The organism is Nocardioides sp., from assembly GCF_036274455.1.
In the GTDB taxonomy this organism is placed as follows: domain Bacteria; phylum Actinomycetota; class Actinomycetes; order Propionibacteriales; family Nocardioidaceae; genus Nocardioides.
Genome location: NZ_DASUFR010000150.1, coordinates 1 through 15,377 on the forward strand (window position 1 = coordinate 1; position 15,377 = coordinate 15,377).

Annotated in this window: 14 protein-coding genes; 11 read left to right on the forward strand and 3 right to left on the reverse strand. The window is 71.8% G+C overall.

From position 1 onward, the window contains the following. A partial coding sequence (locus tag VFV89_RS14880) for an AAA family ATPase (RefSeq protein ID WP_329706735.1) occupies window positions 1-539 on the reverse strand: 539 nt, incomplete at its 3' end. A 106-nt stretch (window positions 540-645) separates the two neighbouring features. Continuing rightward, window positions 646-1,680: a hypothetical protein gene (locus VFV89_RS14885; protein WP_329706736.1), complete on the reverse strand. Its 1,035-nt coding sequence runs from the start codon at window positions 1,678-1,680 to the stop codon at window positions 646-648. Between the two features lie 148 nt (window positions 1,681-1,828). Here VFV89_RS14885 and hflX point away from each other — a divergent pair, with 148 nt between their 5' ends. The 10 genes from hflX to VFV89_RS14935 all read left to right on the forward strand — a co-directional run bounded on the left by hflX (window position 1,829) and on the right by VFV89_RS14935 (window position 13,750). After that, the gene (gene hflX / locus VFV89_RS14890) at window positions 1,829-3,379 is read left to right on the forward strand and encodes a GTPase HflX (protein WP_329706737.1); all 1,551 of its coding nucleotides are present in this window, start codon (window positions 1,829-1,831) and stop codon (window positions 3,377-3,379) included. Window positions 3,380-3,392: 13 nt separating this feature from the next. Continuing rightward, window positions 3,393-4,229 (forward strand): M55 family metallopeptidase, encoded by an 837-nt coding sequence (locus VFV89_RS14895; protein WP_329706738.1) that lies wholly within the window; start codon window positions 3,393-3,395, stop codon window positions 4,227-4,229. 117 nt (window positions 4,230-4,346) lie between these two features. Further along, entirely contained in the window at window positions 4,347-5,039 is a 693-nt protein-coding gene (locus tag VFV89_RS14900) for an SGNH/GDSL hydrolase family protein (protein WP_329706739.1), read from the forward strand. A gap of 51 nt (window positions 5,040-5,090) precedes the next feature. Further along, entirely contained in the window at window positions 5,091-6,299 is a 1,209-nt protein-coding gene (locus VFV89_RS14905; protein WP_329706740.1) for an ROK family transcriptional regulator, read from the forward strand. Window positions 6,300-6,501: 202 nt separating this feature from the next. Beyond that, a complete protein-coding gene (locus VFV89_RS14910; RefSeq protein WP_329706741.1) occupies window positions 6,502-7,764 on the forward strand; it encodes an ROK family transcriptional regulator in 1,263 nt (420 codons plus the stop codon). After that, on the forward strand, window positions 7,761-9,293 hold the full coding sequence (locus tag VFV89_RS14915; RefSeq protein ID WP_329706742.1) for a sugar ABC transporter ATP-binding protein: 1,533 nt from the start codon (window positions 7,761-7,763) through the stop codon (window positions 9,291-9,293). Before VFV89_RS14910 ends, VFV89_RS14915 begins: the two co-directional genes overlap by 4 nt. Beyond that, complete coding sequence (locus VFV89_RS14920) at window positions 9,290-10,318, forward strand: ABC transporter permease (RefSeq protein WP_329706743.1); 1,029 nt, start codon at window positions 9,290-9,292, stop codon at window positions 10,316-10,318. Before VFV89_RS14915 ends, VFV89_RS14920 begins: the two co-directional genes overlap by 4 nt. Window positions 10,319-10,392: 74 nt before the next feature. Then, window positions 10,393-11,454: a substrate-binding domain-containing protein gene (locus VFV89_RS14925; protein WP_329706744.1), complete on the forward strand. Its 1,062-nt coding sequence runs from the start codon at window positions 10,393-10,395 to the stop codon at window positions 11,452-11,454. A 104-nt stretch (window positions 11,455-11,558) separates the two neighbouring features. Continuing rightward, the gene (locus tag VFV89_RS14930) at window positions 11,559-12,746 is read left to right on the forward strand and encodes a Gfo/Idh/MocA family oxidoreductase (protein ID WP_329706745.1); all 1,188 of its coding nucleotides are present in this window, start codon (window positions 11,559-11,561) and stop codon (window positions 12,744-12,746) included. Beyond that, a complete protein-coding gene (locus VFV89_RS14935) occupies window positions 12,743-13,750 on the forward strand; it encodes a sugar phosphate isomerase/epimerase family protein (protein ID WP_329706746.1) in 1,008 nt (335 codons plus the stop codon). The genes VFV89_RS14930 and VFV89_RS14935 overlap by 4 nt, the downstream gene beginning before the upstream one ends. 34 nt (window positions 13,751-13,784) lie before the next feature. Here the strand turns inward: VFV89_RS14935 and VFV89_RS14940 are convergent, their stop codons facing one another. Beyond that, entirely contained in the window at window positions 13,785-14,675 is an 891-nt protein-coding gene (locus VFV89_RS14940; protein ID WP_329706747.1) for an alpha/beta hydrolase, read from the reverse strand. A gap of 65 nt (window positions 14,676-14,740) precedes the next feature. Between VFV89_RS14940 and VFV89_RS14945 the strand changes: the two genes are divergently transcribed. Beyond that, window positions 14,741-15,377: ATP-dependent DNA helicase (locus VFV89_RS14945; RefSeq protein WP_329706748.1), on the forward strand; the 637-nt coding region annotated here is incomplete at its 3' end.

Consider the following 15,377-nt stretch of genomic DNA (forward strand, 5'->3'; position numbering starts at 1 on the left):
TGGGCGGGGTCCTTGCCGGAGTCGTTGTGCCGCTGCACGAGCCGCTCGATCCGCGTCTCCTCGTCGCACACGAGGTGCCAGACCGCGTCGCACTCGCGGCGGACGGCGTGCCAGCGCGGCTCGTCGAGGAGCAGGTAGTTGCCCTCGGTGACCACCAGGCCGGCCTCGCCCGGGATCTCGATGGCGTCCGGGACCGGGTCGGGCAGCCGGTGGTCGAACGACGGCGCCAGCACGGTGCCGCCGGCCTGGAGTCGGCGCAGCAGCGCGGCGTACCCCTCCGCGTCGAAGGTGTCCGGCGCACCCTTGGCGTCCAGCCGGCCCACCGCCGCGAGCTCTGCACTGGGACGGTGGAACCCGTCCATCGGCACCACCGGGACGCCGTACGACGCCGCGAGCGCTGCCGCCAGCGTCGTCTTGCCGGCGCCGGGGGAGCCGGAGAGCCCCAGGACGAAGCGGCACTGCAGATGCCGCCCGCAGGGCAGGTCGTCGACCAGCGCAGCGATCTCGCGACCGTCGGGCGAGACGCGCGTCGTGGCCATGGACCTGAAGCCTGCCGGATCGCGCCGTCAACGGCTACGGGCCGGCCCGCCACCCGTGAAGGGTGACGGACCGGCCCGGTTGCCCCGTGCTGACGGGTGATCGGTGTCAGGAACGAGCGGAGAAGGAGAACCCGTTCGAGGACCCGGTCGAGTGCTGGCTGCTGCCCTGCGCAGGACGCACCGGCGCTGGCGGCAGAGCAGGCTGGGCGCACGTGGTGTTCTGCGTGGCCGTGGCCGTGGCGAGCGTCGCGTTGGCGGCCGCTGCCGCAGCCTGGGCTGCCTTCAGCGACTTCTTGGCCTTCTTGAGCTTCTTCTTGGCCTTCTTGATCTTGGTCGGGTTGTGCGACTTCTTGGCCTTCTTGAGCTTCTTCTTGGCCTTGTCGACCGCGCCGGTCGCCTTGGTCACGCCGGCCGCGGCTGCTGCGGCGGCGGTCGCGGCGTTGGCGGCGTTGGTCTCGGCGGTCTTGCAGGCCGTGGTCTTGCCGTGGGCGAACAGGACGACGGCGAGGCCGTCGAAGCCGATGTCACCCATGGTGACCGGGTCGGTGATCCCGCAGCCCTCCGACGCGAGGAAGGTGGGCCCGAGCTCCGCCGCTTCGTTGGCGCCCGGGAAGAACACCTCGTCGTCGGTGGCCTCGTCGATCGCTGCCTCGATCACCAGGTCCTTGCCGGCCGGGATGGTCGCGGTGACCGGGGCCGTCACGGAGTGGGTGTCGAGGGTGCCGTTGGAGTAGTTGACCGTGACCGAGGCGAGCGGTGCACCGAGGTTGGCCCTCGTCAGGTCGGCGGTGTGGTCGAGCGCGTAGACATTGAAGGAGCCGGGCACGTTGTTGTCGCCGCTGTCCGCGATCTCGACGCCCATGGTCACCGAGGAGATGGTGATGCCGCCACCGGCGTTGTGGAAGTTCAGGTCGAACCGACGCAGGTACTGGTTGTCGGAGACGAACTGGTCGGTACCGCCGGAGTTGCAGGAGAGGCCGTCACCCGGGACGATCTCGTCGGAGTAGTTCTGGGTGACCTTGATGTCGGGTGCGGGTGCCGCACTTGCGACTGGTGCCACCCCGAGGCTGAGCGGGACGGCCAGCGCCACGCCGGTGGCCGCAAGACCTGCGAGGCGCTTGGAGCGCAGACGACGATGCATGTAGATGTCTCCTTGGATGGGTCGTCGGACCTGTCTTTTACCTGCCCGAGCCGGGGCAGGCTACCACCGGGCCAGCGCCGTTGGGCTTCGCCCATTCAAGGGAAACGACATGCGTGTCGCTGGCGCCCGAACGTAGGCTGGACGGCGTATGACGAACGCACCTGACCTCGACCCCGACGGCCTCGAGCCGGTCGACACGACCGACTCGACGATCGAGCTGGACCCCGACTTCGACGCTGAGCACTTCGATCTGGCAGACGAGCTCGAGGAGACCGCGGCCTGGGACCCGGACGACACCGAGGACCCCGAGGACCGCGACCTTGCGGAGCTCGATACGAGCGTCGGCGCCCTCGACCTCGCCGAGCGCCACGCGCTGCGCCGGGTCGCCGGCCTGTCGACCGAGCTCGAGGACATCACCGAGGTCGAGTACCGCCAGCTCCGCCTCGAGCGCGTGGTCCTGGTCGGCGTCTGGACCGAGGGCTCGGTCGAGGACGCCGAGAACTCCCTGGCCGAGCTGGCCCTCCTGGCCGAGACTGCGGGCTCGGAGGTGCTGGAGGCGGTCTACCAGCGTCGGCAGTCGCCCGACCCCGCGACGTACGTCGGCCGGGGCAAGGTCGACGCGATCCGCGAGATCGTCCAGGCGACCGGCGCCGACACCGTGATCTGCGACGGCGAGCTCGCGCCGAGCCAGCTGCGCAACCTCGAGGACCGGCTCAAGGTCAAGGTGGTCGACCGGACCGCGCTGATCCTCGACATCTTCGCCCAGCACGCGAAGTCCAAGGAGGGCCAGGCGCAGGTCGAGCTGGCCCAGCTCAACTACCTCAAGCAGCGGCTCCGCGGCTGGGGCGGCAACCTGTCCCGCCAGGTCGGCGGCCGCGCCGCCGGCGGCGTCGGCATCGGTGGCCGTGGCCCCGGCGAGACCAAGATCGAGACCGACCGGCGCCGGATCAACACCAGGATCGCCAAGCTCCGCCGGGAGCTGAAGGAGATGAAGGGGACCCGCGACACCAAGCGCCAGGAGCGGCGTCGCAACCACATCCCCAGCGTCTCGATCGCCGGCTACACCAACGCCGGCAAGTCCTCGCTGCTCAACCGGCTCACCGACGCGGGCGTGCTGGTCGAGGACGCGCTGTTCGCGACCCTCGACCCGACCACCCGCCGCACCACCACGGCCGACGGCCGGGTCTACACGATGAGCGACACCGTCGGCTTCGTCCGGCACCTGCCGCACCAGCTCGTCGAGGCGTTCCGCTCGACCCTCGAGGAGGTCGCCGACGCCGACCTGATCCTGCACGTCGTCGATGGCTCGCACGCAGACCCCGAGGGCCAGCTCTCAGCCGTGCGCGAGGTCTTCGCCGAGATCGGCGCCGCCGACGTGCCCGAGGTCGTGGTGATCAACAAGGCCGACACGGCCGACCCACTCGTGCTGGCCCGGCTGCAGCGCGAGGAGCCCCATTCGGTGGTCGTCAGCGCCAAGACCGGCCAGGGCATCGCGGAGGCTCTCGCCTACGTGGAGCGCGAGCTCCCACGGCCCGGGGTCGAGTTCAAGGCGCTGCTCCCCTACGAGCGCGGTGATCTGATCAACCGGCTCCACCAGCACGGCGAGATCGACTCCATGGAGCACACGGCCGACGGCACGATCGTGGCCGGTCGTGCCAACGAGGACCTCGCCGGCGAGCTGGCGTCGTACGCCGTCTGATAGACCACTGCGGGTGAAGCTCTGGATCTCCTGCGACATGGAGGGCGTCGCCGGGATCGTGGACTGGTCGCAGTGCACGCCGGACGATTCGATCGCCTACGCCCGGGGCTGTGCCCTGATGCTGGGCGAGGTCAACGCCGCGATCGACGGGGCACTGGCGGCCGGTGCCGACGAGATCGTGGTCAACGACTCGCACGGCCGGATGCACAACCTCGACCCTGCCCAGCTGCACGGCCGGGCGAGCTACCTCGCCGGCCGGCACAAGCCGCTCTACATGATGCAGGGACTCGACGACACCGTCGACGCGGTCTTCCTCGTCGGCTACCACGGCTCGATCTCGGGGCCGCCGTCGACGATGTCGCACACCTACAACCCGGAGGTGTTCTCCGCGGCTCGCGTCAACGGGCAGTGGGTGGGCGAGAGCGGGCTCAACGCCCTCGTCACCCAGCACCATCGCGTCCCGATCGCGCTCGTCACCGGCGACCAGGTGACCAAGGCCGAGGCGGAGCCGTTCGCGCCCGACGCGGAGCACGTCGTCGTCAAGGAGTCGATCACCCGCTTCTCGGCGCTGAACCTCCACCCGCACGAGGCTCGCGACCGGATCCGCGAGGCCGCGAAGCGGGCGGTCGAGAAGGTCGCCGCGGGGGCGGTCGCCGTGGCGTCGGTCGACTCCCCGGTCCGGCTCGAGCTCGACACCCGAACGGGCGACATGGCCGAGGTGGCGACCTGGGTCGACGGTGTGGAGCGGACCGGCGAGCGCACCGTCCTGATCACCGGTGACGACCTGCTCGGAGTCTTCCAGCGGTTCGTCGCGGTCAGCTACATCACCCGCCAGGCCGGAGGGCGCTAGCGCGCTCGGGGAAGTCCCCGGACTAGTCATCGAGCACCTCAGGGGCCTCCCGGAATGGCCCCCGAACCACCCCCTCTAGCCATTCGGAAACCGGCACCGGCTCCGCACACTTGCCGGGTGCTCTCTCGGGTCCTCCTGTCGCGCCGTCGTACGGCGCTCCTCATGGTCGCGGCGCTCGTCTGCGCCCTCGTCGCCACCGGAGTCCTGGCCACCCGGGCCCGCGGTGCGGGGCTGAGCCGCTGCGACCGGTTCGCGGCCGACTCGATCAAGCGTGCCGGCATGGTCACCGGCTCCGGTGAGCGGGTCGTCGTGGTCGGCGACTCGTGGTCGGCCGGGCTCGGGCTCGACCACCCGGCGCAGTCGTGGCCGTCGCGACTGCCGGGCCGGGTGCACGTGGCCGGCTTCGCCGGCAGCGGCTTCAGCGAGAAGGCCTCGCCCTGCGGCCGGGTGTCGTTCGCCGACCGCGCCCCCGCCGCTCTGAAGAACGGCGCGGACCTGCTCGTGGTCGAAGGTGGCCTCAACGACTTCGACCGCACCCGGGCCGAGATCAAGGCGGGCTTCGCGCGGGTGATGACCGAGGCCGCGCCGTACCGCACCGTCGTGGTCGGCCCGGCGATGGCGCTCGCGCGCGCGAAGGCGGTGCCGCGCGTGGACCGGCTGCTCGCCCACCTCTCCGCGAAGTACGGCGTGCCCTACCTCTCCATGGTCGACCTCGAGCTGCCCTACCTGTCCGACCGGCTGCACCCGCAGCCGGCCGGGCACCGGATATTCGGCGACGCCGTGGCGGACCGGATCGCCGCCCTGGGGTGACCGCCACCGGGCCCGGCGTCGACCGACCGGGCCCGTGCGAGGATGCGCGGCGTGCGTCATTGGTTGGCGGGGAGGACCGAGAGCCGGCTGCAGGCCCGGCTGCTCGCCGAGCTGCGCGACGAGGGGCCGCTGTCGAAGGCCCAGCTGGCCGACCGGCTCGAGGTGTCCCGCACCACCGTGGGCGTGGAGGTCGGCCGTCTCGGTGAGCTGGGGCTCGCGATCGAGGCCGGACCGGCGGCCTCGCGGGGCGGCCGGAGGTCGGTCCTGGTCGACCTCTCACCCGACATCCGGTTCGCCGGGATCGCCATCGGCGCCACCGGCCTCTCGGTCGGCGTCACCGACGGCCGGCTGACCACCCTGGCGGTGCGCCACCGGCTCTGCGACATCAAGCAGGGCCCCGAGACCGTGCTCGCCCTCGCGCTCGACATGGTCCGCGAGGTGATGGGCGAGGCCGGCGTCGCCGAGCTCAGCGGGGCCGGCGTCGGCGTCCCCGGCCCGGTCGACTTCCACCGGGGTGTCTCGGTGTCGCCGCCGATCATGCCGGGGTGGGACGGCTACCCCGTGCGCGACGCCGTCTCCCGTGACCTCGGCTGCCCGGTCGTCCTCGACAACGACGTCAACGTGCTCGCGGTCGGCGAGCAGCACGCCGGGGTCGCCAAGACCGCGCGGGACTTCCTGTTCGTCAAGATCGGCACCGGTATCGGCTGCGGGATCGTCGTCGACGGCGACCTCTACCGCGGGGTGGACGGGTGCGCGGGCGACATCGGGCACATCCGGGTCGACGACTTCGGCCCGACCTGTGCCTGCGGCAACACCGGGTGTCTCGAGGCGTTCGCGGGCGGCGCCGCGCTGGCCCGGGACGCCACCGCGGCCGCGCGCGCCGGTCGCTCGACGGTGCTGGCCGATCTGCTCGCCGAGCGCGGGTCGCTCACCGCCGCCGACGTCGGGTCGGCGGTGGAGCTCGGCGACCCGGTGGCGGTGCAGCTGATCCGAGACAGCGGCCACCGGATCGGCCAGGTGCTGGCCAGCCTCGTGTCGTTCTTCAACCCGGGGCTGATCGTGATCGGCGGCGGTGTCACCGGCATCGGCCACTCGCTGCTCGCCGAGATCCGCGGTGTGACCTACCGCCGCTCGCTGCCGCTCGCGACGGGCAACCTGCCGATCGTGCTGAGCGAGCTCGGGGCCGAGGGCGGCGTGGTGGGGGCAGCCCGGCTGGTCAGCGAGGCGGTCTACTCCTCGCCACCTGGCGGAGCGGCGTGACGCGCTACCCGCGATCGGACTGACTTCGCGCGGGGGCGTGGTCCAAGCATGGGTCCGATGTCCACAACTTTGTCCAGCAATGGCGGAAGTTGTAGCAGTGAACCGCAATTCGTAGCCCGCAAAGCCTTGAAGTGGGGGCCGGTCTGGCCCTAGTTTGTGCGGCGACCGGACAAACAAGTGACGGCGTTCACTGCGCGAGGAGGTGGCCGGCATCTCGTCCCTGGACCCGTTGGCCACCGCTGGCGCAGACCAGCTCACCGTGCGCCGGACCAACCTCGGGCTCGTGCTGCGGCGGCTCCGCGACCACGGGCCGCGCTCTCGGGCCGGCCTCGCCGGCGAGCTCGGGATGACCCGGTCGGCGGTCTCGGCGCTGGTCGCGGACCTCGCCGAGCGCGGACTGGTCCGCACCGGCCAGGTCGAGCGGGGCGGGGTCGGCCGCCCGGGCACGAGCGTCGCCCTCGACGGCCGCGCGGTCGGCGGGCTCGGCGCCGAGATCAACGTCAACCACGTCTCGGCGCTGGCCCTCGACCTCCGGGGCCAGGTCGTCAGCGAGCACAAGATCGCGCTCGACACCCGGGCCGTCCCGGTGGAGGAGGTCCTCGACCGGCTGGCCGAGCTGGTCCGCGCCACCCTGACCGACCTCGAGGGCCGGGACATGGAGGCCGTCGGCCTGACCGTCGGCGTGGCGGGGCTGGTGGACCGCACCCGCGCCGTGCTCACCCACGGCCCCAACCTCGGCTGGCACGACGTGCCTGTCGGTGAGCTGCTGCGCAGCCGCCTCGGTGCCCGGCTGCCGATCACGGTCGACAACGAGGGCAACCTCGCCGCCATCGCCGAGGCGACCCCGGGTGATCCCGACCGGCAGGACGTGCTGGTGATCTTCGGCGAGGTCGGCGTGGGCGGCGGCATCGTCGCGGGGGGCCGGCTGCTGCGCGGGCGACAGGGGTACGCCGGCGAGTTCGGCCACATGATCGTCGAGCCGCAGGGCCGTCGGTGCGGGTGCGGCCGGGTCGGGTGCTGGGAGACCGTCACCGGGCTGCGCGCGCTTCTCGACCTCGCCGCCGACCCCGACGACCCGGTCCGCGACCCGGCGCTGGCGATCGACGACCGGCTCGCCGAGCTCAACCGGCGGGCCTCGCTCGGCGACGCTCGCACCCTCGCCGCGCTCGAGCGGGTCGGTGGCTGGGTCGGGGTGGGCGCCGCGCTGCTGACCAACGTGCTCAACCCCGCGTCGATCGTGCTCAGCGGCTACTTCGCTGCCGTCGGCCACCACATGCGCGTGGCCATCGAGGCGCAGCTCCTGGCCGGCGTGCTGGCGCCGGACGCCGGCGGCACCCGGGTCGAGCTGTCCACGCTCGGGTTCACCGCCGCGGTCCGGGGAGGCGCCGCGCTGGCGCTCGAGACGGTCTTCGCCGACCCCACCTGCATCGAGCCGCGCGCTCTCGCCGAGGGGGCCGCCCGGTGACCACGACCCCGGCCGCGGGAAGCGTGCTGCTGCAGATGACCGGCATCGTCAAAGAGTTCCCAGGCGTGCGCGCGCTCGACGGCGTGGACCTCGACGTACGCGCCGGCGAGGTGCACTGCCTGCTCGGCCAGAACGGCGCCGGCAAGTCCACGCTCATCAAGGTGCTGTCCGGGTTCCACCAGCCCGACGACGGCACGATCACCTGGGCCGGCGAGCAGGTGTCGTTCTCCACGCCCGCCAAGGCGATCGAGCACGGCGTCTCGACGATCTACCAGGAGCTCGACCTCGTCCCGCACCTCGACGTGGCCGAGAACGTCTTCCTCGGGCACGAGGTCGCCCGCGCCGGCTTCACCCAGCGGTCCCGCGCGCACGAGCTGGTCCGCGCCCTTCTTGCGCGGCTCGGGCACTCGGAGATCCCGACGACCCGGCTCGTCGGCGACCTGTCGCCGGCCAACCAGCAGATCGTCAGCATGGCGCGAGCCCTCTCGCACGACACCCGGCTCCTCGTGCTCGACGAGCCGTCCGCGGTCCTCGACCAGCAGGAGGTCGAGAACCTCTTCCGGGTGATCCGGGACCTCACCGCCGAGGGTGTCGCGGTCGTCTACATCTCCCACCGGCTCGAGGAGATCCGCCAGATCGGCGACCGGCTGACCGTGCTCAAGGACGGCGCCACCGTCGGGACCGGTCTCGCCGTCGCCGACACCCCTACCGCCGAGCTGATCAGGCTGATGACCGGGCGCTCGATCGAGTACGTCTTCCCGCCCCGGACGGAGCAGACCGGTGGTCGCGGGACGCCGATGCTCGAGGTCCGTGACCTCGGCCTCGCGGGCGTGTTCACCGGTGTCGACCTCGACGTCCACGCCGGCGAGATCGTCGGGCTGGCCGGGCTGGTCGGCGCCGGACGCTCGGAGATCCTCGAGACGCTCTACGGCGCGCGCCGGGCGACCTCCGGGAGGGTCAGCGTCGACGGCAAGCGGCTGCGGAGGGGCTCGGTGACCTCGGCCGTGCATGCCGGCATGGGACTGGCCCCCGAGGAGCGCAAGAGCCAGGGGCTGCTGCTCGACGAGGCGGTCTACCGCAACATCACGATGGCGTCGATGACCCGGTTCGCGCGGCTGGGGTTCCTCGACAAGAGCCAGGAACGCCGCCGGGCCGCCGAGCTGACCGCCAGCCTCGACGTCCGCCCCGAGGGCGTCACCCGCGTGGTGCGCACCCTGTCGGGCGGCAACCAGCAGAAGGTCGTGCTGGCGCGCTGGCTGCTCCGTGAGTGCCGGGTGCTGCTGCTCGACGAGCCCACCCGCGGCGTCGACGTCGGCGCCCGGTCCGAGATCTACCAGCTCATCCGGTCGCTCGCCGATCGCGGGGTCGCCGTGGTCGTCGTCTCGAGCGAGATCGAGGAGGTGCTCGGCCTCGCCGACCGGGTCCTCGTGGTCCGGGAGGGCGAGGTCGTCCACGAGTCCGCTGCGACAGACATCGACGAGGCCCGGGTCCTCGACCTCGTCATGGAGGGGAAGGCCGTGTCAGCATGAGCCAGGACAGCACGCGGGTCGAGCAGGCCGCGCTCGAAACCACCCGCGAGCCCAACCAGGCCCTCGCCCTGCTGCGCACCAGCGTGGGCCGCAACCTCGGGCTCGTCATCGCGCTGGGGCTGCTCTGCGTGATCGGCGTCATCACCGCGGGCGACCGGTTCGCGACGTCGGCGAACGCCCTCACCATCCTCGGCTCCGCGGCGACGATCGGCGTGGTCAGCATCGGCATGACCTTCGTGATCATCGGTGGCGGCATCGACCTGTCGGTCGGCGCGATCGTCGCGCTGTCGTCGGTGTGGTGCACCACGCTGGCGACGCAGAACATGGCCGAGGACACCCACTGGCTGGTGATGGCATTCGTCGCCCTGGCGGTCGGTGCCGGCTGCGGCCTGGTCAACGGCCTGCTGATCTCCTACGGGCGCATCGTGCCGTTCATCATGACCCTCGCGATGCTCGCCAGCGCCCGCGGCCTGGCCCAGATCATCAGCGACCGGAAGACCCAGATCGTCCGGGTCACCGAGGTCCGTGAGTTCTTCAACCGGGAGATCCTCGGCGTCGACGTCCACGTGTGGACCTTCGTCCTGGTCGCGCTCGTCGGCTGGGTGCTCCTCAACCGCACGACGTTCGGCCGGCGTACGGTCGCGGTCGGCGGCAACCCGGAGGCCGCCCGTCTCGCCGGCATCCCGGTCAGGCGCCACACGGTCTACCTCTACGTCCTCGTCGGCGTGTGCTGCGGGATCGCCGCCCTGATGCTGGTCGCCCGCACCACCACCGGCAGCGCGACCCACGGCAACCTCTACGAGCTCGACGCGATCGCCGCGGTCGTCATCGGCGGCACCCTGCTCTCCGGTGGCCGCGGCACGATCGTCGGCACCGTCCTCGGCGTCCTGATCTTCACCACGCTCAACAACATCTTCATCCTCAACAACCGCTCCATCTCGGAGCAGGAGCTCCTCAAGGGAGTCATCATCGTCGCCGCCGTGCTCCTCCAGCAGCGGTTGGCGTCTCGGAACAGCAGTACCTGACGCATCGGCGTACCAGCACAACTCAGCACGAACCAGCACGAACCAGCACCATCCCTCTGCACTCAGGAGCACAGATGAAGTCCCACCGTTCCTTCCGCACCAAGCTCGGCACCAGCGCGATCGCCGGTCTGGCGGTGCTCTCCCTGGCCGCCTGCACCAGCAACGCATCCGACGACGACGACGACGAGAAGGCGAGCGGCGGTACGTCCCAGGCCGCGTCCGGCTCGAACGACGAAGCAGGCGACAAGGTCGTCATCGGCTTCTCGGCACCCGCGGCCGACCACGGCTGGATGGGCTCGATCACCGAGTCCGCCAAGAAGGTCGCCGAGGACTACGACGACATCGAGCTCCGGGTCGCCGAGGGCACCAACGACGTCAACCTGCAGATCAGCCAGGTCGAGACGTTCATCAACGACAAGGTGGACGCCATCGTGCTGCTGCCCTTCGACGGTGCGGCGATGACGCCGATCGCGCTCGAGGCGATGCAGGCCGGCATCCCGGTCATCAACGTCGACCGCGAGTTCGACGACCCCAACGCCGCGCGGGTCACGGTGCTCGGTGACAACTACGGCATGGGAGTCTCGGCCGGCCAGTGGGCGTGCGACCAGGTCGGCGACAACCCCGACGCGGTCATCGCCGAGATCGCCGGCATCGACTCCCTGCCGCTGACCCAGGACCGCAGCCGCGGCTTCAAGGACGCGCTGGCCGATTGCGACCAGAACGTCGACAACCGGGTCGCCGCGGAGTTCACCGTCGAGTCCGGCACCGAGGCGGCGGAGAACCTCCTCCAGGCCGCCCCGAAGATCGACGTGCTCTGGAACCACGACGACGACCAGGGCGTGGGCGTCCTCGCGGCGATCGAGAACGCCGGCCGCGACGAGTTCGCGATGATCGGCGGGGCCGGTTCTGCCAACGCGATGCGTGAGATCCAGTCGGGTGACAGCGTGCTCAAGGCGACGGTCATCTACCCCTCGACCCAGGCCGCGGACGGCATCAAGCTGGCCCGGCTGCTGGTCCAGGGGAAGTCGATGAGCGACCTGGTCGAGGTCGAGGTCCCGCGCACGGTCCAGCTCTACGCGCCGGTCGTGACGGCCGACAACGTCGACCAGTACATCGACAGCGCCTTCGAGTCCTGATCGGCTGACCCGGAGGCCGGTGGGCCGGGCACGCAGTGCCGCCCGGCCCACCCACCCCGGGACCGCGCCGACCAGGACCCACCCCGCCTTGAACGGAGCACTCGATGACCACCCCTCGTCCCACCCTCACGGTGGGGATGGTGGGCCACGCCTTCATGGGCAACGCCCACTCACAGGCCTGGCGCACCGCCCCGCGCTTCTTCGACCTCCCGCTCGCCCCGGTGATGCAGGTGCTGTGTGGCCGGGACGCCGCCCGCGCCGCCGAGGCGGCGCAGCGGCTCGGCTGGGCCGAGTCGGAGACCGACTGGCGCCGCCTCGTCGAGCGCCAGGACGTCGACCTCGTCGACATCTGCACCCCCGGTGACACCCACGCCGAGATCGCGATCGCCGCGCTCGAGGCCGGCAAGCACGTGCTGTGCGAGAAGCCCCTGGCCAACACCGTGGCGGAGGCCGAGCAGATGACCGCGGCCGCCGAGGTGGCCGCGACCGGCGGCGTACGCGCGATGGTCGGCTTCACCTACCGCCGGGTGCCGGCCATCGCCCTGGCCCGCCGCCTGGTGCAGGAGGGCCGGATCGGCGAGGTCCGCCACGTCCGCGCGCAGTACCTCCAGGACTGGATCGCCGACTCCGAGGCGCCGCTGTCGTGGCGGCTGGACAAGAGCAGGGCCGGGTCCGGCGCCCTGGGCGATATCGGCGCGCACATCATCGACCTGACCCAGCACATCACCGGCCAGCAGATCACCGAGGTGTCCGGTCAGCTCGAGACGTTCGTCAAGGAGCGGCCGGTCGCGACCGAGCACTCCGGTCTGTCCGGCTCGGCCGGCACCGAGCGGGGTCCGGTCACTGTTGACGACGCGGCCGTGTTCATCGCCAGGTTCACCGGAGGCGGGCTCGGTGTCTTCGAGGCGACCCGCTTCGCCACCGGCCGCAAGAACGCCATCCGCATCGAGGTCAACGGCTCGGCCGGCAGCCTGGCCTTCGACTTCGAGGACATGAACGTCCTCCACCTCTACGACGCGAGCGAGCCGGCCGAGACGGCCGGGTTCCGCCGGATCCTGGTCACCGAGCCCGGGCACCCCTACGTCGCCGCGTGGTGGCCGGCCGGGCACGGGCTCGGCTACGAGCACGGGTTCACCCACCAGGTGGTCGACCTCGTCCGCGCGATCGCGGAGGGTGAGCAACCGGAGCCGTCGTTCGCCGACGGGCTGCAGGTGCAGCGCGTCCTCGCCGCCGTCGAGACCAGCTCCGACACGCGTTCCTGGCAGGCCATCGAAAGGACTGAGACGCCATGACCCGACCGATCACCCTGTTCACCGGCCAGTGGGCCGACCTGCCCTTCGAGGAGGTGGCCCGGCTGGCGTCGGAGTGGGGCTACGACGGGCTCGAGATCGCCTGCTGGGGCGACCACCTCGACCCGTGGCAGGGCGCCGAGGACGACGCCTACATCCGGGGCAAGCTCGACGTGCTCGCGAAGTACAACCTCAAGGTCTTCGCGATCTCCAACCACCTCAAGGGCCAGGCCGTCTGCGACGACCCGATCGACGCTCGGCACGAGGCGATCCTCTCCGCGCACGTGTGGGGCGACGGCGACCCCGAGGGCGTCCGGCAGCGCGCCGCGGAGGAGATGAAGCTGACCGCGCGCACCGCCCAGCGGCTCGGCGTCGACACCGTCATCGGGTTCACCGGCTCGTCGATCTGGAAGTACGTCGCGATGTTCCCGCCGGCCACCGCCGAGCAGGTCGCCGCCGGCTACCAGGACTTCGCGGACCGCTGGAACCCGATCCTCGACGTCTTCGACGAGTGCGGCGTCCGGTTCGCGCACGAGGTCCACCCCTCCGAGATCGCCTACGACTACTGGACGACCGTCGCCACGCTCGAGGCGATCGGCCACCGGCCGGCGTTCGGCCTCAACTGGGACCCTTCCCACTTCGTGTGGCAGGACCTCGACCCGGTGGGCTTCCTCTGGGACTTCAAGGACCGGATCTACCACGTGGACTGCAAGGACGCGAAGCGGCAGGTCGGCAACGGCCGCAACGGCCGGCTCGGGTCGCACCTGCCGTGGGCCGACCCGCGGCGCGGCTGGGACTTCGTCTCCACCGGCCACGGCGACGTCCCGTGGGAGCAGTGCTTCCGGATGCTCAACACGATCGGCTACGACGGCCCGATCTCGGTCGAGTGGGAGGACGCGGGCATGGACCGCCTGGTCGGCGCGCCCGAGGCGCTGGAGTTCGTCCGTCGGCTCGCCTTCGACGCCCCGGAGGCGGCCTTCGACGCGGCGTTCGCCACCAAGGACTGACCTGGCTAGACGGGGACCGACCCTGCGGTGAGCGTCAGATCCCGGCGAGCCGCTTGAGGTCGGCCAAGATCTCGTCGAACCGGGTCACCAGCGTGAGGTGGCCGTCCTCGTCGGTCAGGTGCGCCTCCACGCCGGGCACGTGCGCGGCCAGCCACTCCCCGTGCGCGAACGGCACCATCGCGTCCTGCCGCCCCTGGTAGACCAGCGTCGGCACGGTGATCGACCCCACGTCGAACCCCCACGGCCGGACCGCGGCCTGGCCGTCGTCGAGGACCCCGGCGGTGCCCTGGACCCCGGCCCGGTGGAAGGTCTCGGTCAGCCACTCGGTGAAGCCACGGTCCATCGCCGCCTTGTCGGCCGGCGGCAGCAGCCCGCCCATCGCCTCGGCGATGTCGTCGGCGCTGGCCTGCATCACTGGCGTGAACTCCGCCTCGAGGTAGGTCGCGTAGGCCTCGCGACCGGCCTCGGCAGCGGTGTACTCGGCGAGGTTCTCCTCGGCCATCCCGGCCTTCCAGTCCAGCCCCTCGCCGTCGTGCGGCCCGACACCCGCGATGGAAGCAGCGGCCAGGCAGCGGTCCGGGAGCAGCGCCGCGCAGCCCAGCGCCCGCGGGCCCCCGCCCGACCAGCCGGCGGTGACGAACCGGTCCACGCCGAGCGCGTCGAGGATCGCCGCCGAGTCGGCCACGTCGTCGACGAACCGCGGCTCGTCGCGCGGGTACGCCGTCGACCCGCCGTACCCGGGCCGCGAGTAGGTGATCAGCCGCAGGCCCGCCTCGCGCGTCGAACGCTCGATCGGCTCGTAGGTCAGCGCCGCCGACGGCGAGCCGCCGTGGAAGAGCAGCGGGAACCCGTCGCGATCACCACCGGTGAGCACCTCGAGGCTGCGCCCGTCGGGCGTCCGGACTGTCGAGTACCCATCGATCATGGGAGGAACATAGAACCTGGGGATGGCGCCACCCGACTGTCCGGGCTCCGCCGTAGGGTTTCCGGGTGACTGCGACCGAGGCCGACCGCGCGTCGGTGCCCGCCCTTGGGGGCAGCCCGGTGGTCACCACGCTGGCGGCGGCTGTCGACGCGCTGGGCGGTGAGGAGCGGTCCGGCCAGATCGAGATGGCCGAGGCGGTCGCCGAGGCGATGGTCGACGGCACCCACCTCCTCGTCCAGGCCGGCACCGGCACCGGCAAGTCGCTGGCCTACCTGGTGCCGGCCCTGCTGCACGACAGCCGGGTCGTCGTGGCCACCGCGACGCTGGCCCTCCAGCACCAGCTGGTCGAGCGCGACCTCCCCCGGCTGGTCGAGGCGGTGGGGGAGCTGCCCGGCGTCGACGCGTCCTACGCCGTCCTCAAGGGCCGCTCCAACTACGCCTGCCTGCACCGGATCCGGGCCGGCGTCCCCGACGACCAAGGCACCCTGGTCGACGTCCCGGTCGGCCCGATGGCCAGCAAGGTGCTCGAGCTCCGCGCGTGGGCCGAGGAGGAGGCCGAGCAGGGCGGCAGCGGCGAGCGCGACCACGCGCCGCGGCACACCGACCGCGAGTGGCGCCAGGTCTCGGTCAACCACCGCGAGTGCCTCGGCGCAGCCAAGTGCCCGTTCGGCCAGGAGTGCTTCGCCGAGCTGGCCAGGGACA

Bases quoted from the DNA above. Each gene is read 5' to 3' on its own strand.
- VFV89_RS14885 (WP_329706736.1), bottom strand. From the start codon at position 1,680: ATGCATCGTCGTCTGCGCTCCAAGCGCCTCGCAGGTCTTGCGGCCACC.
- hflX (WP_329706737.1), top strand. From the start codon at position 1,829: ATGACGAACGCACCTGACCTCGACCCCGACGGCCTCGAGCCGGTCGAC.
- VFV89_RS14920 (WP_329706743.1), top strand. From the start codon at position 9,290: ATGAGCCAGGACAGCACGCGGGTCGAGCAGGCCGCGCTCGAAACCACC.
- VFV89_RS14925 (WP_329706744.1), top strand. From the start codon at position 10,393: ATGAAGTCCCACCGTTCCTTCCGCACCAAGCTCGGCACCAGCGCGATC.
- VFV89_RS14930 (WP_329706745.1), top strand. From the start codon at position 11,559: ATGACCACCCCTCGTCCCACCCTCACGGTGGGGATGGTGGGCCACGCC.
- VFV89_RS14935 (WP_329706746.1), top strand. From the start codon at position 12,743: ATGACCCGACCGATCACCCTGTTCACCGGCCAGTGGGCCGACCTGCCC.
- VFV89_RS14940 (WP_329706747.1), bottom strand. From the start codon at position 14,675: ATGATCGATGGGTACTCGACAGTCCGGACGCCCGACGGGCGCAGCCTC.